Genomic DNA, 22,563 nt, shown 5'->3' with positions numbered 1-22,563 from the left:
GAGCGGCGCCCGCGGGCGTAGTGTGAGGTCATGGCGATCATCGTGACGGGGGCGTCGGGGCTGCTCGGGACGGCGCTGACCGAGGCGCTGCGCGCGGAGGGGCGCGAGGTCGTGCGCCTGGTGCGCAGGCCGGCCCGCGACCCGGGAGAGGTGTCCTGGCGGCCGGGCGAGCGGCTCTCCTCCCTGGAGGCGCTGGAGGGCGCCGAGGCGGCGGTGCACCTCGCGGGCGCGTCCATCGGCGACCGGCGCTGGAGCGAGGCGTACAAACGCGAGCTGGTCACCAGCAGGGTCGACGGCACCCGCACGCTGGTCGGCGCGCTGCGCGAGCTGTCCAGCCCGCCCGAGGTGCTGCTGTCGGCCTCCGGCGTCGACTTCTACGGCGACACCGGCGACCGGGAGATCGACGAGAGCGCGGGCAAGGGCACCGGCTTCCTGGCCGACCTGTGCGAGCGGTGGGAGGGCGAGGCGCTGCGGGCCGAGGAGGCCGGCGTCCGCACCGTGCTGCTGCGCAGCGGGCTCGTGCTGAGCAAGCGGGGCGGGGCGCTCGGCCGCGTCCTGCCGCTGTTCCGGATGGGCCTCGGGGCGCCGCTCGGCACCGGCCGCCAATACTGGTCGTGGATCACCGTGGCCGACTGGGTGGGCGCGGTGCTCCACCTGATCCGGCAGCGGGAGGTGCGCGGGCCGGTCAACCTCACCTCGCCCTCCCCCGTCACCAACACCGAGTTCACCCGTACGCTGGCGAAGGCGGTCGGCAGGAGCGCGATGCCGATCCCCGTGCCCGCGGTCGCGCTCTCGCTCGGCCTCGGCGAGTTCGCCCGCGCGGGGCTGCTGCCGAGCCACCGGATCGTGCCGGGCAGGCTCGTGGGCAGCGGCTACCGCTTCGCCCATACCCGACTCGACGAGGCGCTGCGCGCCGTACTCTAGTGGCCGTTCGTTTCTCTGCAGGTGGGGAGTTCCCGAGATGACACGGTCAGGCCAGTCGCACATTCTCGCGATCGGGGGCGGCTCGTTCCGCCCGAGCCCGCGCTACTCCTTCGTCGAGGCGAGCGGGCTGCTGCGCTACGGGCTGGACCTGACCGGCCAGGACCGCCCCAAGCTGGGCCTGCTGGCGACCGCGATGGGCGACGACTCCGCGTGGATCCTGAAGATGTACGGCGCGTTCGCCGGCTGGGACGTCGAGGTGAGCCATCTGACGGTGTTCCCGATGCCCAATGTGCCCGATCCGAGAGCCTGGTTGCTGGAACAGGACATGATCTACGTGAGCGGCGGCAGCGTGGCCAACCTGATGGCGCTGTGGCGGCTGCACGGCCTGGACGAGGCGCTGACCGAGGCGTGGCGGGCCGGGGTGGTGCTGTCGGGGCAGAGCGCGGGCGCGCTGTGCTGGCACGTGGGCGGCAACACCGACTCCTTCGGCCCCGAGCTGCGCGTGTGGGCCGACGGCCTGGCCCTGCTCCCCTACTCCTGCGGCGTCCACTACGACTCCGACCCGCAGCGCCGCCCGCTGCTGCAGCAGTCGGTGGCGAGCGGCGAACTGCCCGGCGGCTACGCCGCCGACGAGGGCGTCGGCCTGCACTACGTGGGCGCCGAGTTCATCCAGGCGGTGAGCGTCTCGCCCGGCGGCTACGCCTACAAGCTGGAGCACGACGGGGCGGGCGGGGTCAAGGAGTTGCGGATCGAACCGCGCGTGCTGACCCCCTGAATTACCCTTCAAGGGTGAGGGAACGGCACAATAGGCTCATGCGCCCCATCCCCGGGGACGATCCCCACGCACTGGCCATCGTCCGACTCGGCGTCGACGTCCCCTACGAGCAGGCCTGGTCGCTCCAGCGCTGGGTGCACGGCAAACGGGCGGCGGGCGAGCTGCCCGACACCGTCCTGTTCCTGGAGCACGCGCCCGTCTACACGGCGGGCAGACGCACCGCGCCCGCCGAGCGTCCCTCCGACGGCACCCCGGTCGTCGACGTCGACCGGGGCGGCCGGCTCACCTGGCACGGCCCGGGGCAGCTCGTGGCCTATCCGATCGCCGCCGTCACCGACGTGGTCGCCTTCGTCTGCCGCCTGGAGGAGACGATGATCCAGGTGTGCGCCGACTTCGGCGTCTCGGCCCGGCGGGTGAGCGGGCGGGCCGGGGTGTGGGCGATCGGCGACCCCGCGCTGGGGCTGCCCGACCGGCAGCTCGGCGCGGTCGGCATCAGGGTCGCGGGCGGCGTCAGCATGCACGGCTTCGCGCTCAACTGCGCCAACGACCCCCGCTGGTTCAACCGCATCGCGCCGTGCGGGCTGCCCGACGTGGGCGTCTCCTCGCTGTCGGCCGAGACCGGCCGCCGCATCGTGGTCGAGGAGGTCCTGCCGATCGCGGAGAAGCGGCTGGCCGAGGCGCTCGGCAAGGAGGGCTTCGACCTGCACGAGGAGGACCTGCTCCGGCGGTGACCCGGGCCGGCGTCGCGCCGGTCCCGCGAAGCGGTGACCGAATCGCAGCCGAGGACCGACGAAATCCTGACGTTCCCGGATTTACCATCGCCCATGTGAAGCGCCTCATCGCTCTCGTCCTCGGGCTGCTGGTGCACCTGATGACGCTGACCTTCGCCGCGCTCGGCGTGTGGGCGATCGCCGCCCACGTCACCTCGCCGCTCGCCTGGCTGCTCGGCGGGCTGAGCCTGGCGGTCGCCTGGGTGCTGCGGCCGCGCCTGCGGACCATGGCGGGCGACGCCGAGGTCCTGGAGCGCGCGGCGGCGCCCGAGCTGTACGCGCTGGCCGACCGGGTCGCCGACCGCGTCCGGGTGCCCAGGCCGCGCGAGGTCGCGGTGCGCGACCTCGCGACCGACACCTGGTACGGCCGCGTGGGCCCGCTCCGCCGCCCGGTGCTCGTGGTGGGGCTGCCGCTGTGGCTGGCGCTGCCGGCCAGGCAGCGGGTGACGCTGCTGGCGCTCGCGTACGCGCGGGTGCCGACCCGCGAGGAGCTGGTGGTCGGCGGGGCCTTGGAGACGCTGGAGGCCTGGCGCGACGCGCTGATGGAGGCCGGGCCGCTGCGCGTGCGGGAGGAGGCCCAGACGAAGATCACCGCCTCGTCGCTGGGGATCGCCGACCAGCCGGGCACCGCGTACGAGGTGGCGGGCTTCTTCGGCCGCCTGCTCGGCCGGGTGCTCGGCGGCCCGGTGCTGCTGGCCCGGTACGCGCTGGCGCGGCTGGCCCCCGCCAGCGAGGCGGCGTCCCGGCGACGGCAGCGGGAGCTGGCCCTGCGGGCGGCCTCGCCGAAGGACCTGGCCGAGCTGGAGGAGCTGGCCGCCGGCCGCGGCTACGTGGCGCCGATGCAGGCGGCGGCGCTGCGCGGGGAGAGCGTGGCCGCGATCAGGGAGGGCGCGCTGTCCCGCTTCCTGCTCACCGACGACGGCGTGCTCACCTCCGCGCCCGACGGCGAGCTGCTCGACGGCGCCGCTTCCGGCCGGATCGACGAGGAGCTGCGCGCCCATTACGCGCGGGCGATCCGCGGCTTCGGCCTCATCTCCTGACCCGCGGCCGGGCGAGTCGGGCCGCGGACGTAAGCTGGGGACGTGACCGTTGCTCCTGAAGGCCGAAAGCTCCTCCGCCTGGAGGTGCGCAACGCCGAGACCCCGATCGAGCGCAAGCCCCCGTGGATCAAGACCAAGCTGAAGACGGGCCCCGAATACACCGAGCTGAAATCGCTCGTGCGCCGCGAGGGCCTGCACACGGTCTGTGAAGAGGCGGGCTGTCCCAATATCTACGAGTGCTGGGAAGACCGCGAGGCGACGTTCCTCATCGGCGGCGACCAGTGCACGCGCCGGTGCGACTTCTGCCAGATCGACACCGGCAAGCCGAAGGAGTACGACCGCGACGAGCCGCGCAGGGTCGCCGAGTCCGTCCAGCAGATGGGCCTGAAGTACGCGACCGTGACCGGCGTCGCCCGCGACGACCTGCCCGACGGCGGCGCCTGGCTCTACGCAGAGACCGCCCGCCAGATCCACGCGCTGCTGCCCGGCTGCGGTGTCGAGCTGCTGGTGCCCGACTTCAACGGCGACCGCGGCCAGCTGGAGGAGGTCTTCTCCAGCAAGCCCGAGGTGTTCGCCCACAACGTCGAGACGGTGCCGCGCATCTTCAAGCGCATCCGTCCCGCCTTCCGCTACGAGCGCTCGCTCCAGGTGATCACGATGGCCCGCGAGGCCGGGCTGGTCACCAAGTCCAACCTCATCCTCGGCATGGGCGAGACGCGCGAGGAGGTCGTCGAGGCCATGCGCGACCTCCACGCGGCCGGCACCGACCTGCTGACGATCACCCAATACCTGCGGCCGACGCCGCGCCACCACCCGGTGGAGCGCTGGGTCAAGCCGGAGGAGTTCGTCGAGCTGCAAGCCGAGGCCGAGGCGATCGGCTTCGCCGGGGTGCTGTCCGGGCCGCTGGTCCGCTCGTCCTACCGGGCGGGCAGGCTCTACCAGCAGGCCATCGCGGCGCGTCAGAGCGCCTGAGAACGGCTGAGGCCGGGGCCAGGAGCGCGGCTCCTGGCCCCGGCCTCGTCTACCATGGCGGCACCACCGACGACGGGGGTGACCGACCATGGGGGTGCTGGTCCGCACCAGCGAGTTACCGGCGTCGCGACGCCACGAGGTGTGGCGGAGCGTCGTGTGCGACACGCTCGGGCCGCTCGACCTGCGCATCGACCCCGACGCGCCGCTGCGGGGCGAGATCGAGGTCGGCAGGCTCGGCCCGGTGGGGGTGGGCGGCGTGCGCACCTCGACGCCGCACAGCGTGCACCGCACGGCCGGCCTGATCGGGCAGGGCAACCCGGAGCTCTACCGGGTGGTGCTGGCGCTGTCCGGCAGCCCGCGGCTGGCGCAGGGCGACCGCGCCACCCAGCTCAGCCGGGGCGAGTTCGCGATCTACGACTTCACCCGGCCCTACGAGCTGGCCTACGACAGCGCGGTGCGCCTCGCGGTGTTCAGCTTCCCGCGCGACCTGCTCGCCCTGCCGGTCGACGCCGTCGCCAGGCTGGCCGCGGCCCCGATCGGCACGGAGTCGGGCGCGGGGGCTCTGGCCGTGCCGCTGCTGCGGCGGGTGGCCGCCGACCACGCCACCTACACGCCGGCCAGCGCCGCGCGGCTGTCGACCGTGGTGATGGACCTGGTCGGCGCCGCGGTCGCCGAGCGGCTGGAGCTGGCCCGCACGCTGCCCGAGGACTCCCGGCAGCGTACGCTCCTGCTGCGCGTGCACGCCTTCATCGAGGAGCGTCTCGGCGACGCCGGCCTCGATCCGGCCACGATCGCCGCCGCCTGCCACATCTCGGTCCGCTACCTGCACCGGCTGTTCGAGCCGGAGCAGACGACGGTCGCCGCCTGGATCCGGCAGCGGCGGCTGGAACGCTGCCGGGCGGAGCTGGCCAAGGGCGGCACCGAGCCGGTGAGCGCGGTCGCCGCCCGCTACGGGCTGCCCGACGCGGCGCACTTCAGCCGGCTGTTCCGGCGCGCGTACGGGATGTCGCCGGCGGAGTACCGGCGCGCCTCGGAGGTGCGCTGAGCGTCAACCGGCCCGGCACGCAGACGCAAGACCGGCGCCTCCCGTCCCGGCAGAATCGAGGAGTCAAGCCGATTCGTCAGTGAGGATCCGGAAAAATGCAGCTCTTCGTGAACCTGCCCGTCAAGGACCTGGACCGGTCGAAGGAGTTCTTCACCGGTCTCGGCTTCACCTTCTTCGGCATGGCCGAGGGCATGGCGTCGGTGGTCATCAACCAGGAGACGCAGGTGATGCTGCTGACCGAGCCGGTGTTCTCCACGTACGTCGCCAAGGAGATCGCCGACGCGGGCAAGGCCACCGAGGCGATCCTCGTCCTCGGCATGGAGAACCCCGAGCAGGTGGACGCGCTGGTGGACAAGGCGCTGGCCGCGGGCGCGACCCCGGCGGGCGTCAAGCAGGAGGACGGCGTGCGCTACCAGCGCGGTTTCGCCGACCTCGACGGCCACCACTGGGAGGCGCTGTGCCTGGTGCAGCCGGCGTCCTGAGCGCCACGGTCGTCTCCGCCGACGGCACCCCCATCGCCTACGACCGCTACGGGTCGGGCCCGGCGGTGGTGCTCGTGGCAGGGGCCATGATGGAGCGCGCGCACCCCACGATGGCGGGCCTCGCCGAGGCTCTGGCGCCGTGGTTCACCGTGCTCAGCTACGACCGCAGGGGACGGGGCGGCAGCGGGGACACCGCCCCGTACGCGGTCGAGCGGGAGGTCGAGGACCTGGCGGCGGTGGTCGAGGCGGCCGGGGGGAGCGCGAAGGTGTTCGGCGGGTCGTCGGGGGCGGGGCTGGCGCTGGAGGCGGCCACGCGGCTGCCGGGCGTGCGCGAGCTGGCGCTGTGGGAGCCGCCGTACCACGTGGACGACTCCGCGCCGCCGCTGCCCGGCGACTTCGCCGAGCAGCTCGCCGCCCTGGTGGCGGCCGGGCGGCGGGACACGGCCGTCGAGCGGTTCATGGTGGAGGCGGCCGAGGTGCCCGCCGAGGCCGTGGCCGGGATGCGGGCGGAGCCGTTCTGGGCGGCGGCCGAGGCCGCGGCGCACACGCTCGCGTACGAGGCCGCCGTGATGGGGCCGGGCAACGCGCTGCCGGCCGCGCGGCTGGCCCGGATCGACCGGCCGGCGCTGGTGCTCAACGGCGAGGACAGCCCGGCCTGGATGCGGCGGGCGGGCGCGGCCGTGGCCGCCGCGCTGCCGTGCGCGGCCCACCGGGTGCTGGAGGAGCAGACGCACGCGGTGACGGTGGAGGCGCTGGCGCCGGAGCTGCTGGAGTTCTTCGCCAGGAGCTGAGACGTTGCCACACCGGCGGGGCGGGCGAGCCTGGTGGGCGGCGTGTCGTCTGGTGAACACTGGCGGCGTGGACTTCGACGCGCTCATCGCCCGGCTCGACCTCGGGGCCAAGGTACGCCTGCTCACCGGAGCGGACATGTGGTCGCTTCCCCCGATCCCCGAGATCGGGCTGGACCGGATCGTCATGAGCGACGGCCCCATCGGGGTCCGCGGCGAGCGGTGGAGCCCGGGCGACCCGTCGATCGCGCTGCCCAGCCCCACCGCGCTCGCCGCCACCTGGGACCTCGACCTGGTACGGCGGGCCGGGCGGCTGCTCACCCAGGAGGCCCGGCGCAAGGGCGTGCACGTGCTGCTCGCGCCCACGCTCAACCTGCACCGCTCGCCGCTCGGCGGCCGGCACTTCGAGTGCTGCTCGGAGGACCCGTACCTGACGGGGGAGATCGGGGCGGCGTACGTCGAGGGCGTGCAGGAGGGCGGGGTGGCGACCACGCCCAAGCACTTCGTGGCCAACGACTTCGAGACCGACCGCTTCACGGCCGACGTCCGGGTCGGGGAGAAGGCGCTGCGCGAGGTGTACCTGCGGCCGTTCGAGCGGGTGGTGCGGGCCGGGGCTTGGGGGCTCATGACCGCCTACAACGGGGTCAACGGCACCACGATGACCGAGCACGCCGAGCTGGTCCTCGGGGTGCTGAAGGGCGAGTGGGGCTTCGACGGGCTCGTGGTGTCCGACTGGACGGCGGTGCGCTCCACGGAGGCCGCCGCGCTGGGCGGGACCGACGTGGCCATGCCGGGGCCGTACGGCCCCTGGGGCACCAAGCTGGAGGAGGCGGTGCGGGCGGGGCGCGTGCCGGAGCCGGCGATCGACGACCGGGTGCGGCGCGTCCTCCGCCTCGCCCACCGCGTCGGCGCCCTCCGCGCCCCGGGGCCGGCGCCGGCCGGCACGGGCTCAGGCCAGGCCACGGAGATCGACGGGGTGGCGCTGGCGCGGGAGGTGGCGGCGCGGGGGTTCACGCTGCTCACCAACGACGGCCTGCTGCCGCTGCGCGGCGCGCCGACGCTCGCCGTGATCGGCGCCGCCGCCGCCGAGGCGCGGATCATGGGCGGCGGCAGCGCCCAGGTCTACCCCGGCCGGGTGGTCTCACCGCTGGAGGGCCTGCGCGCCCGCGCCGAGGTCCGCCACGCCGTGGGGGCCGACCCGCGCGTCCGCCTGCCGCCGATCCCCTCCCCCGCGAGGGCCCTGTTCCTGAACGGCGACGGGTCCGTGCTGGCCGGCCATCCGCTGCCCACGGCCGAGGCCCGCTGGATCGGGCAGCTCCCGCCCGGCGTGGACGGCGAACGGCTGCGCGCGGTCCGGCTGGTGACGACGTACACGCCGGACGTCTCCGGCGAGCACACCCTCTCGGTCGCGGGCACGGGCGCGTTCACCATGACCGTGGACGGCGGGACCGTCCTCGACGAGACCGTCGAGGCGCCCGGCGACCCGGCGGCGGCGTTCCTGTCGCCGCCCGAGCGGCGGGTGACCGTGCCGATGACGGCGGGCCGCCCGTACGAGGTGGCCCTCACCTCCCCTGCCGGGACGATCGGCGGCCTCGCGTTCGTGGCGTTCACGCTGGGCCACGCCGCCCCCGGTCCCGGACCGGACGAGCTGCTGGCCGAGGCCGTGCGGGTGGCCGCCGCCTGCGACGTGGCCGTGGTGGTGGCGGGGACCACGCCCGAGGTGGAGAGCGAGGGCTTCGACCGTACGGGGCTCGCGCTGCCCGGCCGCCAGGACGAGCTGGTCCGCGCGGTGATCGCGGCCAACCCGCGCACGGTGGTCGTGGTCAACGCGGGCTCGCCGGTCGAGATGCCATGGGCAGAGGAGGCGGCGGCGGTGCTGCTCATCTGGTTCCCCGGGCAGGAGGCGGGCACGGCGCTGGCCGACGTGCTGTTCGGCGACGCCGAGCCGGGCGGGCGGCTGCCGACGACCTGGCCGCGCCGCCTCGCCGACGCGCCGGTGTCCGCCGTGACGCCCGTGGACGGGGTCCTGGCCTACGACGAGGGCCCGCGCATCGGCTACCGGGCGTGGCGGGGGGCGGGGGCCGAGCCGGCGTTCTGGTTCGGGCACGGCCTGGGGTACACGACGTGGTCGTACGACCAGATCGCCGCCGAGGGCGCGCACAGCGCGATGGCGGTGACGGTGGCGGTCACCAACACCGGTGACCGGCCGGGCCGCGAGGTCGTGCAGCTCTACGCCCACCCGTCCGGGGAGCCCGGGGACGTGCGGCTGGCCGGGTTCGACGTGGTCGAGGCCGAGCCGGGGCGGACCGTGCTGTCCACCGTGTTCCTCGACGAGCGGGCCTTCCAGGTGTGGGACGGCGGCTGGCGTACGGTGGAGGGCGAGCACGTGGTCACGGCGGGGCGCGGCGTCGCCGATCCGCGGCTGTCGATCACGGTGGAGATCCGGCCGGAGATGTAGCTCATCGCGAAATCGGCGGCCGCGTTTTCCATTGTCCACCAGTTGGTTTGTATCCTTCAGAGCATGGCAAAGTCCGAGGACCCAGAGAAGCCGGGGCGCATCAAGCAGCTCCGCATGATCGCGCAGATCATCAAGCAGGCCAACCCCAAGGGGATGCCGATCGTCTTCCTCTCCGCGATGGGCACGCTTGCCGTGATCGTCGTGATCGGCCTGGTCACGGACTATCTGTGGTATTCGCTGTTCATCGGCGTGCTGGCCGCGGTCACGGTGGGTCTGGTGGTCTTCGGGCAGCTCGCCCAGAAGGCCCAATACTCGATCCTGCACGGCCAGACCGGCGCCGCCGCGGCCGTGCTGCAGGGCATGCGGGGCAACTGGCAGGTCACGCCCGCCATCGCGGTCAACCGCGACCAGGACCTCGTGCACCTCGTGGTCGGCCATCCCGGCGTGGTGCTCGTGTCGGAGGGCCCCGGCAACCGGGTGGCGAAGATGCTCGCGGCTGAGAAGAAGCGGGTCGCGCGGGTGGTGCTGGGCGTCGAGATCTACGACGTGCAGTGCGGTGACGGCGAGGGGCAGGTGCCGCTCGGCAAGCTGCAGCGCCACCTCATGAAGCTGCCGCGCAACCTGAAGAAGCCGGCCGTCAACGAGGTGAAGGACCGCCTGCGCTCGCTGCCGCGCAACATGCCCCTGCCGAAGGGGCCGATGCCCAAGGGCGCCCGCATGCCGCGCGGCCCCAAGATGCGCTAGTGCTGTCCGTCTCTTCGCGGGCCAACCGCTGGTGGTGGGACGGCAACGCCGACGACTACCAGGTCGAGCACGGCGGGTTCCTGCGCGACACGGGGTTCGTGTGGTGCCCTGAGGGGCTCGACGAGGCCGAGGCGGGGCTGCTGGGCGAGGTGCGCGGCCGCCGCGTCCTGGAGATCGGCTGCGGCGCCGCCCAGTGCGCGCGCTGGCTGGCCGCCCAGGGGGCCGAGGTGGCCGCGTTCGACGTCTCGCACCGGCAGCTCCAGCACGCCCGGCGGATCGACCTCGACACGGGGCTGCGCGTCCCGGCGGTGCAGGCCGACGCCGAGGCGATGCCGTTCGCCGGCGCGTCGTTCGACGTGGCGTGCTCCGCCTTCGGGGCGCTGCCGTTCGTGGCCGATCCCGGGGCCGTCTTCCGTGAGGTGCGCAGGGTGCTGCGGCCGGGCGGGCGGTTCGTGTTCTCGGTGAGCCATCCGGTGCGGTGGGCGTTCCCCGACGATCCGGGGCCGCGCGGGCTGACGTCCGACCGGTCCTACTTCGACCGCTCCCCCTACGTGGAGCGGGACGAGCACGGCACGCCCACCTACATCGAGCATCACCGCACGCTGGGCGACTGGGTCGGCCTGCTGGTGGCCTCGGGGCTGACGATCACCGGGCTGCTGGAGCCGGAGTGGCCCGAGGGGCACGACCGGGTGTGGGGCGGCTGGAGCCCGCTGCGCGGCCGGCACCTGCCCGGTACGGCGATCTTCAGCTGCGCGCGTACCTAGCCGCCATGGCGTGGAAGATCTCCTTGGGCTCCCACCGGGTGTCGCCGAGCATCCGCACCACGCCGTAGGAGCCGAGGTCGGCCGCGCCGGTGCGGTTGTAGGCGGCGTAGGTGAACCATACGGCGGCGTCCACGCCCTCCCGCTCGAAGACGTCCATGAGCTCGTGGAAGTAGCGGACCTGCTCGCCCTCGTCGCGCACCGCGCCCTCGGGCACCACCCACGCCGAGCCGCCGCGATCGCCGGCGCCCGCGTACGGGCAGGTGCCGAACTCCGTCACCGCGACCGGCTTGCCGTGCTTGAGGTGGGCGCGCAGCTCGTCGACGTAGTCGTGGGCGTTGTGGGCGGCACGGTAGGCGTTCACGCCGACGAGGTCGAACGGCGCCCAGTCCACCGGCTCCCAGGCCCCCGAGGCGTAGGTCAGGGGGCCGCCGAACAGCGGCCGCACCGTCTCGGCGACCCGCGCCAGATAGGCGTTGAAACGCGGCATGACCTGCATGAGCTCCATCCACCAGGCGATGTCGCCGGTCATCATCGCCCGCAGCCGGTCGCGGTAGCCGTCCCCCTCGATGAACCCGTGGCCGAAGGCGGACATCTCGCAGCCGGCGACGAGCACGACCGCGGCGCCGGTGCGGCGGACCGACTCGGCGCGCTCGGCCGCGTCGGCGAGTAAGGCGATCGTCTCGTCCGGCCCGAGGTCCACGGGGGCCGGGGAGAACCAGACCTCCAGGCCCGCGGCGGCGGCCCGCTCGGCGGCCACGGCGATGCGCGCGGGGTCGCGGCCGTAGACGCGGACCAGGTCGCAGTGCAGGTCCCCGGCGATCACCCGCATCTCGCGGGCGACCTGGTCGGGGTCGAACGCCTTTCTGGACAGGTCGTCGCCCGGCAGGAACCCGGTGTCGTAATTGATGCCCTTTTTCACGAATTTTCCCCTTTTATATGTGAGAAGCCGTGCTCCAGCAGGGCGAAGCCCAGCTCGACGTCGTCCGCCAGCCGCCGGCCCGCCTCCTCCAGCCCGGCGCCCCCGGCGACGCGCTGGAAGAACGCCTCCTGGAGGGTGCCGATGACGGCGGTGATCTGCGCGGCCATGAGCTGCGCCGCGAGATCCCCTCCGTCCCCCGGAGCCGCCCCCTCGCCGTCAGGTCCCGGTGCGCCCGCGAGCGCGGCGGCCAGCTCGTGGCGCTCGCTCATGCGCACCGCCTGCAGCGCGCCGATCAGCGCCGGGCTCGACGCGATGACGCGCACCTTGGCCAGCAGCGCCTCGACGTCCATCTCGCCCGTGCCCTGGGCGGCCATCGACAGGAAGTGCGCGCGCAGCGCGTCGAGCGGCGCGCGCCCGTCCCGGCGCCCGGCTGCCACGACGGCGGCCAGGTCGTCCTTCACCCCGTCGGTGACCAGGCACTCCTTGGTCGGGAAGTAGCTGAACAGGGTCACCTTGGCGACACCGGCCGCCTCGGCGACCTCGTTGACGGTCACCGCGTCGTAGCCCCGCTCGTCGAACAGCCGCAGCGCCACCTCCGCGATCCGCCGCCGCGTCTGCTCCTTCTTCCGCTCCCTGAGTCCCGCCATCATCATGCGGACAGCATAAACCGTACCGGGTACATTTTTGAACCCGGTACGCTTTTTATCGGGAGAACGTCACATGCGGACGACCATCGTGTTGGACACCCGGTCGTGCAGGCCGCGGTGGTCGCGGTCCCAGATCAGCGCGGGCACGGCCAGGCAGAGCAGCACCGTACGCACCAGCACGGGCAGCAGGCGGGGGCTGCCGCCGTCCATCGCCGCGACCCTGATGCCCATGAGCCGCTGCCCGAACGTCTGCCCCATGAGCGCGACGAGCAGCAGATACTGGACGGCGAACACCGTCACCACCGCCCACGGCGCATCCGCCGGGTTCATCCGCAGCAGCAGCTGCACGACCACCCACGTGCAGATCATCCAGTCGATGACCAGCGCCACGATGCGGCGGCCCCAGCCGGTGACCGATCCGCTGCCCTCCTGGGGCAGCCCCAGGCGCTCCCCCGGATATCCGAGGTCGATGCCGGCGGACCTGACCCCGCCGAGCCACGTCTGCGTCCACCGGGGCTCCTTGCTGCTCATGCCTTCAACGGTATCCGCCCGGGCGGCCGGTCCGCGTCGTGACCCAACCGCGTCATGGACCCGCCACCATGGACCGCATGCCACAGGGGGACGACCTCGACCAGCGCTTCAACGAGCTGGTCGGACAGATAGACGAGGGTGAGCGGCGCCGCATGCGCGCCGAGGCGACCAGGGCCGCCAAGGAGGCCGGAAGCCGCAGGGAGCGGGCTCGCCGTACCCGCTCGCCCGGCTCCGGGACCGCTTCGGGAACGCCGCGCCCCCGAGGCGGCGGACGGGGCGGTGGTGGCCGGCGCTGGTGGTCGTGTCGGCGGTGGTCGCCGCCGCGGGGCTGGTCGTGACCTTCCGGCCCGGCCTGCTGGCCCCGCCGGGAGCGCTGGTCGAGGAGGCCGTCGCACCGGTGGTGGACGCCGTCTCCTCCGACCCGTACGCCGGCTCGCCCGCCGCGGACTACGCCGACGGGATCGCGGGCTTCGTCCTTCCCGAGGCCAGGGCGATGGGCGGCCTGTCGCGCAAGGACGTGGCCAAGGGGCTGGAGCGCGTACGCGACCTGCTGGCGGCGGCGTACCTCGACAGGAGGACGCTGGAGGGCGGCGACCCGGACGCCTTCGTCGCCGCCCTCGACCGCGACCAGCGCCGGACCTTCAGCCTGGACCCGGGCGCGGACGGCCTCGGCAGGGAGGCGGTCAACAGCTTCGCCCCGGGCACCGCCGTGCCGGCCACCGACGTCGTCAAGGTCAAGGGTGAGATCACCCTCGGGACGTTCCACGAGGACGGCCTGCGCGGGGTGGAGGTGAAGCTCAACCACCTCGTCGTGTACGCCGTGCATCGGCCCGGTCAGCCGCGGACCGTCATCCGGGTCGTCACCCACCCCACCGGACGGGTGCTGCTCCACCGCGACGGCGGCCGGCTGGTCGCCTGGGTGAGCGACTGGGGCGCGAGCGCCACGCCCGCCCGCTGCGACACCGACGACGGCTACATCCACCCCGTCTACGACGACCTGCCGCCCGGCACCGTGGCGCCGACGGGCGTGCCGCACGACCCCTACGTCCTGGACGAGGAGCCCTTCGATGAAGGGTGCAGGGCGTCGCAGGAGACCTGACCCTGCGTAACATGTGCGAAACAGTCGGGACACCATGCGGAAACGCCCTAGCCCTAGCGTCGCAATGATGGCCAGTCCCCAGGGAGGTTCGAGAGTGTTCAACTCCGCCGACGACGTCCTGAAGTTCATCAGTGACGAAGGGGTGCAGTTCGTCGATGTCAGGTTCACCGACCTGCCGGGGACGACGCACCACTTCACCTTCCCGGTAGAGAACTTCGGCGCGAGCGTCTTCACTGACGGGCTCATGTTCGACGGTTCGTCGATCCGTGGTTTCCAGCAGATCCACGAGTCGGACATGCTCCTGCTGCCCGACCCGGCCAGCGCCGTCCTGGATCCGTTCCGGCAGCACAAGACGCTCAACATCAACTTCTTCGTGCACGACCCGCTGACCGGCGAGGCCTACAGCCGCGACCCGCGCAACGTCGCCCGCAAGGCGGAGGAATACCTCAAGGGCACCGGCATCGCCGACACGGTCTACTTCGGCCCTGAGGCCGAGTTCTACATCTTCGACGACGTCCGGTTCGAGACCCGCCAGAACGCCGGCTACTACTACATCGACTCCATCGAGGGCGCCTGGAACACCGGCAAGGCCACCGAGGGCGGCAACCTCGGCTACAAGCCGCGCTACAAGGGCGGCTACTTCCCGGTGCCGCCGATGGACCACTTCACCGACCTGCGCTCGGAGATGGTCCGCAACCTCATCGAGTGCGGCATCGACGTCGAGATGCAGCACCACGAGGTGGGCACCGCCGGGCAGGCGGAGATCGACTTCAAGTTCGGGACGCTGCTCAAGACCGCCGACAACCTGATGCTGTACAAGTACATCATCAAGAGCACGGCGATGGAGTTCGGCCACACGGTCACGTTCATGCCCAAGCCGATCTTCGGTGACAACGGCTCCGGCATGCACTGCCACCAGTCGCTGTGGAAGGACGGCTCGCCGCTGTTCTACGACGAGGTCGGCTACGCGGGCCTGTCCGACACCGCCCGCTACTACATCGGCGGCCTGCTCAAGCACGCCCCGTCGCTGCTGGCCTTCACCAACCCGACGGTCAACTCCTACCACCGCCTGGTGCCGGGCTACGAGGCTCCGGTCAACCTGGTCTACTCGCAGCGCAACCGGTCGGCCTGCGTCCGCATCCCGATCACGGGCTCCAACCCGAAGGCCAAGCGCATCGAGTTCCGGGTGCCCGACCCGTCGTGCAACCCGTACTTCGCCTTCGCGGCGATGCTCATGGCCGGCATCGACGGCATCCGCAACAAGATCGAGCCGCCGGAGCCGGTCGACAAGGACCTCTACGAGCTCCCGCCCGAGGAGGCCCGCAACATCCCGCAGGTGCCCGGCTCCCTCAGCGACGTGCTCAACGCGCTGGAGGAGGACCACGACTACCTGCTCGAAGGCGGCGTCTTCACGCCCGACCTGATCGAGACGTGGCTGTCGTACAAGCGGGAGAACGAGGTCGACCCGATCCGCCTCCGCCCGCACCCGCACGAGTTCGAGCTCTACTACGACGTCTGATCGGGGCAAGCCCCTGACTCAGGGCGATACAGGGCATCCGGCGTGAGGCCGTCGAGCGACCAGCCGTTCAGGGCATGCTCGGCGGCCTCACGCATGCGCTCGCCGGCCGGCTGCGACACAGCCGGCCAACGAGGCTACGGCGGCTGCGAGGTCAGGGGGCTCCTGGTTGAGATCCAGGACATGCACGTGGACGTGGATGTCCGAGTTCTTGATCCTGTACGGCTCCGCCGGCGGCGTCCCGGAGGCATAGACGAGGTGCCCTTCGGTGAGGCCCAGAGCGGTGCAGTAGGAGATCAGCTGGAACAGATGCTCCGTTGGCGGGGTGCCGCCCAGCGCCTGGTATTTCGCGTCCACGACCGCGGTGGGCCGCCCGTCGCGAGAGATGAGAATGTCCGGCCGGAAGACCGCCCGCCTCTGCTGATCGAGCCGGCGCCTCTGCTGGGCGGCACAGCGCAGGCTGTACGGCGAAAGCCCCGCGGCCAGTTGCCGGGTGAGGAAGCGTTCGAAGATCTGGGCCATGTCCAGGATGAACCCGTCGATCCGTATTGCCTGCTCGCCCTCCTGCTGGAGTGAGGCTCCGGAAAGGATCAGTTCAGCCAACCGGAGCGCAGGCACATAACGCTCGTTGAGCCGGGAGGGCCGCCACGGCGGCAGCGGTGCCCCGGGGCGAACGGGGACAACGCCAACCAGCCTCCCGCTCAGATGACGCAGCAGCGTGGCCGTGCTGTCCGCGACACCGGGGAGGGTCTGGGCGAGCTCGATCGCACCAAGGAGTATCCGGTTCTCGGAGATGTCGGCCAGGTAGTCGTCATAGGCGACCTCGATCGCGGTAGGCAGCCCCAACCGGCGGCTCAGCTGGGCGCTGGTCCTGATCCGGCCCCGTACGACGGTGAGAGCGTCCTCGCGGTAGACATAACCGTGCAGAACTCCGCTGCGAAGCACGCGCTCCGCCTCGCGGGCGAACACCGTGGCCAGGGCGGGCACGAGCAGGTCGTCGACGGCAGCGGTGATCTGTCGGTGTTGCCAGACGTTGTCGTCACCGAGCAGGCCGAGGAGCCGCCGGACGGGCATTTTCGGTTGGATGCGTAATTCGACGGCGCCGTCGTGGTGACCGAGCCGTACGATCCCGACACGCTGGCGTCCCGCGAGCCGCCATCGTCCGCCCACGGTGGGGGTGAGGGCCACCAGTTCGGGAACGGTGGCCAGCGTGGCGACCTGCGCCGCAGTCAGAGGCCAGGGCTCGCCGCCGCCGGCCTCGGCGAGGTCGAGATGCAGGGTCACGACGGAGTGTCAGCGAGCGCGGCGAGCAGGACCGGCAGGCCGTACTCGGCTTCGACGTCGTCGACTTTGCCGTAGAGCTGATCCTCCAGCAGGGGAAGGATCTCGGCCGCCCAGATGAGTTCCAGCCCGCGCCGGGTGGCCACATCGGGCGTCATCAGGTAGGAGGGGCCGACGGCGCGGTCCGGGTCGTTCAGCCGGCGGTTGACCTCCTCCAGCAGGAGCGCGGGTAGAAGGGGAAGTTGCTTGTGCTCCAGCCAGCGGCGTAGCAGCCCGTCGACCGGGGACCGGTCAGGGGCCAGGGCACGAAAGGCGAACCGGCGGCGCATGGCCGCGTCGATCAATGCCACCGAGCGGTCGATGGTGTTCATCGTGCCGATGATGAAGACGTTCTTGGGCAGTTTGAACGGCTCGTCCGGCGAGTACTGCAGCATGATCTCGTGGTTACGGTATTCCAGGAGAAAGTACAGCTCGCCGAACACCTTGGCCAGATTGGCGCGGTTGATCTCATCGATGACGAGGACATAAGGCCGGTCCGGTTCCTTCTCCGCGGCTTCCACGGCGTTCTTGAACGGGCCCGGCACCAGGTCGAAGCCGATCGTGCCGTTCTCGCCGAGCCGGGGGCGGAAGCCTTCGATGAAGTCCTCGTACCCGTAGGAAGGATGAAACTGCACGAGGCTGGTGCGATCGGGTCCGGCCAGCGCCTCACCGAGTTTGGTGGCCAGGTAGGTCTTGCCGGTGCCGGGCGGGCCGTAAAGGATCAGCTGCCGCTTGGCGGTCAGCAGGTCGGCGGTCTCCTGCAGCCAGCCGAGCGGCATGAGCAGGCCGTCGGCGAATTCCTGCGTGAGCGCCGGCACGATCAGGCCGCGGGTCTCGTCCTGGGCGAGCACCTCGTCGGTGACCTGTTCCTCCAGCCCGGCGCCGGTGGCCAGTGCCGCGATCACACTGGTCAGCTCGCCGATCGTCATCACGGTCTTGAGCTTGGCCTGGGCTTCCGCGGCAAGGGTCTGACGGCTCATAGGGGTGGGGTTCCACTCGACCGAACGGCGGCGCGCCAGGCCACGGCCGGCGGAATCGTCGTAGTACGCATCGCCGGTGATGGTGCCGACGTAGACGGCATCACCGTCGACGGTCGCGATGAGATCACCGGTTTGGAAGCCGCTGAGGAAACGCCACAGCTGCCCGGCCACGACATCCTTCTTGCCTTGTTTGGCATCGGGGAGCCCGGCGGCGACGGCGTCCTTGACCTGCTGCCGGGAGGCGCCTGCAGGGAGTTGTCCAACTTCGGAGAAGCTGACCGAGCAGAAGCCGTCGGCCAGCCACAGCGGGATCGCGTTGACGCCGTCGACGTTGGCCCCCCGTACCAGCCAGCCCTTCTGCGGCCGTGGCGGCGGAGGCGGCTCCCAGCGAGACCGCCAGGGCTCGTCATAGAAGCTGAACCGTCCACCGTGTTCTGCCTCGATCCGCAGGCGGATCGCGTGGATGTCACGATCGAGATCGCCGGTCGGCTCGGCCAGCCGATCGGCGAAGGCATCCCGGATGAGCTGCTTGTTGCGCTCGACGGACACCGGGGCGAACACGTCGGGGAACAGCAGGAACAGCAGCACGTGATACTGAGCACGGGCCCGTGACTTGCCGTCGAAGTCGGCGAGCACCGACTCGGCGAGGTCCCGGAAGCGCCACGGATCCTGCAGAACCGATTCCCGTTCGTCATGAGGCAGCTTCACCAGAAGCCGCATGAGGCGGATGAGGAACGCGAACTGGGCCCAGCGGTAGTTGAGGAACGCTTGGCCACCCTTCATGTATCCCGGTGAGGCCGCCGCGGCTAACGCGTCGGGCACCTTCACCTCGAAGGACGCCCACGACAGCACGCTGTCCAGAATCTCGAATTTGCGGTGGACGCCGATCGTGGCCGGGCTCAGCGGCATGAGGTTGAGATAGAGCAGTTCGGCGGCAAGAACGATCGCCTCGTCGCTGCTTTCGGAGATCTGCCGTTTGAGCTTGACCAGGAACTCGTCGGAGGACTCGTCGAAGTTCTCCACGAACCGGCGGAACAACTCGTCCGCGGCGTCTGGCGTCCACGCTCGCAGGCCGGGAGCGAAGGACGACTGCCCGCTCAGCACCCCGCGTTCGACCACCTCGCGTGCCGCCCGGCACACGATCACGCCCTGTTCCCGATCCATCAGGAATCCCTTCTGTATGAATTCCTTTCTACATCTTCCGGCAATCCTGCGTGACACGAAAGGGCAGGACCCGAAGGTGCGGCGAACTGCGACGAATTTCGTGCTATTTCGGCATATGTTACTTAAAGGGCGCTATTGGGTGGGAGCTGCAGCGAGCTCAGAGTGTTCTGCGGACGAGATCAGATGATCCGCATTTCGGCCCGTTCCCGGTGGCGCCGCGCATTCAGCGTCGAGGTGCCGCTGTTGACCAGCGGCGAGTACTGCTGGGCGCGTCAGGCGGTGGTGTCGAAGCGGGGGGTGGCCGGGGTGAGGATCGCCGGGCGTGGGGTGGCGGCGGGCCAGAGGGTGGTCAGGTCGGCCGCGAGCGCGGCCGTCAGGGACTCGATGTCGGCGCGGGCCGTCTCGTGCAGGGCCTCGGCGACGATGAGGACGTCGGTCGTGTCCGGGCGGACGGCGGACAGGCCGCTCTGGCGGTTCGTCCAGCGGCGCGCGTGGGCGCGGCCCTCGGCGTCGGCGAAGACGACCTCGCCGGGCGCCGGGTGCTCGCTGTCGCCGGAGAAGGTGAGGTACGTCTCCTCTCCGGTCGCGTACCTCACCTCCAGGTCGCCCGCGACGCGGGAGACGTCGAAGACGGCGACCGGGATCGCGTAGGCGACGGACACCGCGTTGCACAGGTCGATGAGGGGGTGCAGGCGGGGCAGGGCGCCCTCCTTGCGGAAGCGGCGCAGCAGCGACTCCGAGGCGCATCTGTACTGGGTGGGCTTGAGCCCCATCCGGGTGAACACCCGCCGCCAGGCCCGGATCTCCGGCAGCTCGCTCTCCGTGGCGGTGGCCAGGCGCTTGGCGGCGGCCTCGGTGTAAGGGACCAGCCGGTCGTCCACGGACACGCCGTCGTGCAGGCCGCGCGCGGCGAGGACGCCGGGCACCAGCTCAGGGAAGTCGCGCCACAGGGCCGCGGAATGCTGGAAACGCACAACCGTTCACGATACCCGGACCCGCCGGGCGCGGGCGGCAGCCAGGCCGTAGCAGGCGCAGGTGAGTGCGGTGAGGACGGCGGCGGCCAGCAGCGGACGGCCGATCACGCCCATGACGGCGACGCCGAGCGTGGCCCCGGCCTGGCGGAAGGCGTTGAGCACGCCGCCCGCCGTGCCCACCGTGCCCGCCGGGGCCCGGCCGGCCATCCCCGCCATGAGCGCGGGCAGCACGAACGACAGTCCGAGGCCCGTCACCACCAGCCACGGCGCGACGGCCTCGGTCAGGGCCAGCCCGCCCAGCCCGGCCGCGACGAGGGCGAGGCCGGCGAGGATGGGCGGGCGCGGCCCGTGGCGGGCGACGAGGCGGCCGGTGAGCAGCGGGTTCACGGCCATGGGGAGCGTGAGTGGCAGGAAGGCCAGCCCGGCCGCCATGGGGGTGAGGTGGCGGACGTCCTGGAACATCAGGGTGAGGACGAACAGTGCCCCGGAGAAGGCGAAGTTCGCGACCACGCCCGCCAGCAGCTCGGGCCAGGTGGCGGCGAGCAGGCCGCCGGGCAGGGCCGGGTCGGGGCTGCGGCGTTCGGCGGCCACGAGCGCCGCGAGCGCGGCCACCGCGAGGGCGCCCGCGACGGGCGAGGCGTCGATCACGGCCTCGGCCAGCAGCCCCAGGAACGCGCCCGCCAGGGCCTGCACCCGCCAGTCGATGCCGCGTACGCCGCGCGGGGAGGTCACCGGGCGGACGGCCAGCAGGCTGACGGCGGCGAGCGGCAGGTTGACGAGGAAGACGGCGCGCCAGCCGTACAGGTCCACGAGCAGGCCGCCGAGCAGCGGCCCGGCGGCCAGTGCGGTGCCGGTGAGCGCGGCCCACACGCCGGTCGCGCGGGCGCGGGCGGCGGGCTCGGAGTACATCTCGGCCAGCAGCCCGAACGAGCCGCCCGTGCAGAGCGCGGCGGCCACGCCGAGCAGCGCCCGCGCCGCGATCAGCACATCGAGGTGCGGCGCCGCGGCGCACAGCAGCGAGAGCCCGCCGAACGCGGCCACGCCGAGCTTGAACACGCGGGCCGCGCCGTACCTGTCGGCCACGGAGCCACCGGTGAGGAGGGCGGCGGCGAAGGCGACGGTGTACGCGTTCACGGCCCACTGCTGGCCGGCCGGCGAGCCGCCGAGCGAGTCCCGCAGGCCGGGCAGGGCGACGGTGAGCACCGTGGTGTCGAGCATCACCAGGAAGTACGCGAGGGAGAAGCCGAACATACGCATGCCGCCCAGCCTGCGGAAACCCGCATGTCCCGCTCAACAGGGACGTCCTGAGGGAGCGTTCGGGAGAACCGTATGCTGGCCGGCATGGATTTACGGCAGTTGCGCGGGTTTGTGGCGGTGGCGGGCGCGGGGACGGTCACCGAGGCCGCCCACGCCCTCGGCCTGGCCCCGGCGTCCGTGTCGGAGCAGGTGCGCCGGCTGGAGCGGAGCCTCGGCGTGACGCTCTTCGAGCGGACGTCCCGGGGGATGCGGCTGACGGAGCCGGGCGCGACGCTGCTGGCGCGGGCGCCGGCGTTGCTGGACCACGCCGAGGAGGTGCGCCGGGCGGTGACCGGCGGACGGCGCCGGGTCCAGCTCGGCGCGCTGGAGATGGTGGCGGCGGCCCGGCTGCCCGCGGTGATCCGCCGGCTGGCCGAGCGCCGTCCCGACCTGGACGTCGACGTACGCGCCCTGCCCCGGCGCGACCTGCTCGCCGGGGTGGCCGACGGGCGGCTGGACGCGGCGCTGCTGCTGGACACGGGACACCGGGTGGGCGGGCTCGGCTTCGACCCGCCGGACGGGCTCGACTTCCTGGACGTGGGCGAGGTGCGGCTGTCGCTCGTCGCGGCGCCCGGCGGTGACACCGAGCCGCTGCTGGTCAGCCCGCGCGGCTGCACGATCCGGCTGGCCGCCGACCGGCTGCCGGGCGCGGATCTCGTGCCGCGCAGGGAGCTGACCAGCATCGCGACCGCCCGCGAGTGGGCCAGGCAGGGACTCGGCAGCGCGCTGCTGCCGGACTTCGCCGTGGACGCCGATCTGACCGCCGGCACGCTGGTGCCCCTGGGCCCGCCGGCCGCCGGCGCCGGTCCGCCGTTCACGCTGGCGTTGCGGCTGGTGTGGCTGCGCGGGCGGGAGCCCGCCCTGCGCGAGGTGCTCTACGCCATGGCGTCCTGAACGTCCGGCGAGCCCTGCCCGAGGGCGGCGAGGAGGTGCGGGAGGCGGCCGGTGGCGGCGGCGACGCGCAGCGTGTCCTGGTACTCCCGCCAGTGCGCGACCTGCCCGTCACGCGCCCTGAGCACGCCGGCGAAGGAGGCCGAGCACCGCTCGCCGGTCCCCGGGAGGGCGGCGCCGAGCTCGTACTCGACGATGACGACGTCGGGGTCGGCGGTCTCGTGGACGGTGACCGCGCTCATCTCCAGCCGGAACGGCAGCGCGGCCCGTCCGGCGCGGGCATGGTCGAGGAACGCCGCCCGCCCCTCGATCTTGCGCGGCCGGCCGGGGGCGGCGAACGGCGTCTCCACGACGACGTCCTCGGCCCAGAGCTCCTCGTCGTCGTGCTCGCCGCTCAGGTAGCCACGCAGCCGGTCGAACACCTCGCGTGCGCCCATGGCGCCTCCTCGGCATCTAAGATGAGT

The 22,563-nt window shown here is 72.4% G+C and carries 22 protein-coding genes; 14 read left to right on the top strand and 8 right to left on the bottom strand.

Annotated elements, in window-relative coordinates; genetic code table 11:
- Positions 1-30 precede the first annotated feature (30 nt).
- The 11 genes from Nocox_RS14510 to Nocox_RS14460 all read left to right on the top strand — a co-directional run bounded on the left by Nocox_RS14510 (position 31) and on the right by Nocox_RS14460 (position 10,762).
- Positions 31-924: a TIGR01777 family oxidoreductase gene (locus Nocox_RS14510; RefSeq protein WP_020541569.1), complete on the top strand. Its 894-nt coding sequence runs from the start codon at positions 31-33 to the stop codon at positions 922-924.
- Positions 925-961: 37 nt separating this feature from the next.
- Positions 962-1,699 (top strand): Type 1 glutamine amidotransferase-like domain-containing protein, encoded by a 738-nt coding sequence (locus tag Nocox_RS14505; RefSeq protein WP_020541568.1) that lies wholly within the window; start codon positions 962-964, stop codon positions 1,697-1,699.
- Between the two features lie 38 nt (positions 1,700-1,737).
- Positions 1,738-2,430, top strand: coding sequence for a lipoyl(octanoyl) transferase LipB (gene lipB / locus Nocox_RS14500; RefSeq protein WP_020541567.1), 693 nt, complete (start codon positions 1,738-1,740; stop codon positions 2,428-2,430).
- A 95-nt stretch (positions 2,431-2,525) separates the two neighbouring features.
- On the top strand, positions 2,526-3,509 hold the full coding sequence (locus Nocox_RS14495) for a M48 family metallopeptidase (RefSeq protein WP_020541566.1): 984 nt from the start codon (positions 2,526-2,528) through the stop codon (positions 3,507-3,509).
- A gap of 42 nt (positions 3,510-3,551) precedes the next feature.
- Complete coding sequence (lipA, locus tag Nocox_RS14490) at positions 3,552-4,481, top strand: lipoyl synthase (protein WP_026213992.1); 930 nt, start codon at positions 3,552-3,554, stop codon at positions 4,479-4,481.
- Between the two features lie 88 nt (positions 4,482-4,569).
- Complete coding sequence (locus Nocox_RS14485) at positions 4,570-5,526, top strand: AraC-like ligand-binding domain-containing protein (protein ID WP_020541564.1); 957 nt, start codon at positions 4,570-4,572, stop codon at positions 5,524-5,526.
- 95 nt (positions 5,527-5,621) lie between these two features.
- Positions 5,622-6,008: a VOC family protein gene (locus Nocox_RS14480; RefSeq protein ID WP_020541563.1), complete on the top strand. Its 387-nt coding sequence runs from the start codon at positions 5,622-5,624 to the stop codon at positions 6,006-6,008.
- Positions 5,984-6,799, top strand: coding sequence for an alpha/beta fold hydrolase (locus Nocox_RS14475; protein WP_020541562.1), 816 nt, complete (start codon positions 5,984-5,986; stop codon positions 6,797-6,799). Before Nocox_RS14480 ends, Nocox_RS14475 begins: the two co-directional genes overlap by 25 nt.
- Positions 6,800-6,866: 67 nt before the next feature.
- Positions 6,867-9,254: a beta-glucosidase family protein gene (locus Nocox_RS14470; protein WP_020541561.1), complete on the top strand. Its 2,388-nt coding sequence runs from the start codon at positions 6,867-6,869 to the stop codon at positions 9,252-9,254.
- A gap of 63 nt (positions 9,255-9,317) precedes the next feature.
- Positions 9,318-9,998, top strand: coding sequence for a DUF4191 domain-containing protein (locus Nocox_RS14465; protein WP_026213990.1), 681 nt, complete (start codon positions 9,318-9,320; stop codon positions 9,996-9,998).
- Entirely contained in the window at positions 9,998-10,762 is a 765-nt protein-coding gene (locus Nocox_RS14460) for a class I SAM-dependent methyltransferase (RefSeq protein ID WP_020541559.1), read from the top strand. Before Nocox_RS14465 ends, Nocox_RS14460 begins: the two co-directional genes overlap by 1 nt.
- Here Nocox_RS14460 and Nocox_RS14455 read toward each other — a convergent pair.
- From Nocox_RS14455 to Nocox_RS14445, 3 genes are all read right to left on the bottom strand, one after another.
- Positions 10,743-11,681 carry a glycoside hydrolase family 113 protein gene (locus Nocox_RS14455; protein WP_020541558.1) on the bottom strand — a complete coding sequence of 313 codons (939 nt, stop codon included), beginning with the start codon at positions 11,679-11,681 and terminating at the stop codon, positions 10,743-10,745. The genes Nocox_RS14460 and Nocox_RS14455 overlap by 20 nt on opposite strands.
- Entirely contained in the window at positions 11,678-12,334 is a 657-nt protein-coding gene (locus Nocox_RS14450; protein ID WP_211212557.1) for a TetR/AcrR family transcriptional regulator, read from the bottom strand. Before Nocox_RS14450 ends, Nocox_RS14455 begins: the two co-directional genes overlap by 4 nt.
- Positions 12,335-12,397: 63 nt before the next feature.
- Complete coding sequence (locus Nocox_RS14445; protein WP_020541556.1) at positions 12,398-12,859, bottom strand: RDD family protein; 462 nt, start codon at positions 12,857-12,859, stop codon at positions 12,398-12,400.
- 295 nt (positions 12,860-13,154) lie between these two features.
- On the opposite strand from Nocox_RS14445, the gene Nocox_RS14440 reads away from it, so the two are divergent.
- Complete coding sequence (locus Nocox_RS14440; protein ID WP_020541555.1) at positions 13,155-13,958, top strand: hypothetical protein; 804 nt, start codon at positions 13,155-13,157, stop codon at positions 13,956-13,958.
- A 94-nt stretch (positions 13,959-14,052) separates the two neighbouring features.
- Entirely contained in the window at positions 14,053-15,477 is a 1,425-nt protein-coding gene (glnA, locus tag Nocox_RS14435) for a type I glutamate--ammonia ligase (RefSeq protein WP_020541554.1), read from the top strand.
- A gap of 87 nt (positions 15,478-15,564) precedes the next feature.
- On the opposite strand, the gene Nocox_RS14430 is transcribed toward glnA, so the two are convergent.
- The 4 genes from Nocox_RS14430 to Nocox_RS14415 all read right to left on the bottom strand — a co-directional run bounded on the left by Nocox_RS14430 (position 15,565) and on the right by Nocox_RS14415 (position 21,169).
- Positions 15,565-16,758, bottom strand: a complete 1,194-nt coding sequence (locus tag Nocox_RS14430; protein ID WP_020541553.1) for an McrC family protein — start codon at positions 16,756-16,758, stop codon at positions 15,565-15,567.
- Positions 16,755-18,938, bottom strand: a complete 2,184-nt coding sequence (locus Nocox_RS14425; RefSeq protein ID WP_020541552.1) for an AAA family ATPase — start codon at positions 18,936-18,938, stop codon at positions 16,755-16,757. The genes Nocox_RS14430 and Nocox_RS14425 overlap by 4 nt, the downstream gene beginning before the upstream one ends.
- A 272-nt stretch (positions 18,939-19,210) precedes the next feature.
- Positions 19,211-19,912: a B3/B4 domain-containing protein gene (locus Nocox_RS14420; protein WP_020541551.1), complete on the bottom strand. Its 702-nt coding sequence runs from the start codon at positions 19,910-19,912 to the stop codon at positions 19,211-19,213.
- Positions 19,913-19,918: 6 nt separating this feature from the next.
- On the bottom strand, positions 19,919-21,169 hold the full coding sequence (locus Nocox_RS14415) for an MFS transporter (RefSeq protein ID WP_157382868.1): 1,251 nt from the start codon (positions 21,167-21,169) through the stop codon (positions 19,919-19,921).
- Between the two features lie 84 nt (positions 21,170-21,253).
- Between Nocox_RS14415 and Nocox_RS14410 the strand changes: the two genes are divergently transcribed.
- Positions 21,254-22,102 (top strand): LysR family transcriptional regulator, encoded by an 849-nt coding sequence (locus Nocox_RS14410; RefSeq protein WP_026213989.1) that lies wholly within the window; start codon positions 21,254-21,256, stop codon positions 22,100-22,102.
- Here the strand turns inward: Nocox_RS14410 and Nocox_RS14405 are convergent.
- Positions 22,084-22,536 carry a nuclear transport factor 2 family protein gene (locus Nocox_RS14405; RefSeq protein WP_020541548.1) on the bottom strand — a complete coding sequence of 151 codons (453 nt, stop codon included), beginning with the start codon at positions 22,534-22,536 and terminating at the stop codon, positions 22,084-22,086. The two genes, Nocox_RS14410 and Nocox_RS14405, sit on opposite strands and share 19 nt — an antisense overlap.
- Between the last annotated feature and the right edge of the window lie 27 nt (positions 22,537-22,563).

The organism is Nonomuraea coxensis DSM 45129, assembly GCF_019397265.1.
Lineage (GTDB): Bacteria > Actinomycetota > Actinomycetes > Streptosporangiales > Streptosporangiaceae > Nonomuraea > Nonomuraea coxensis.
Note: the sequence above shows the minus strand (reverse complement) of the source record. Positions and strands in the feature narration are given on the sequence as shown.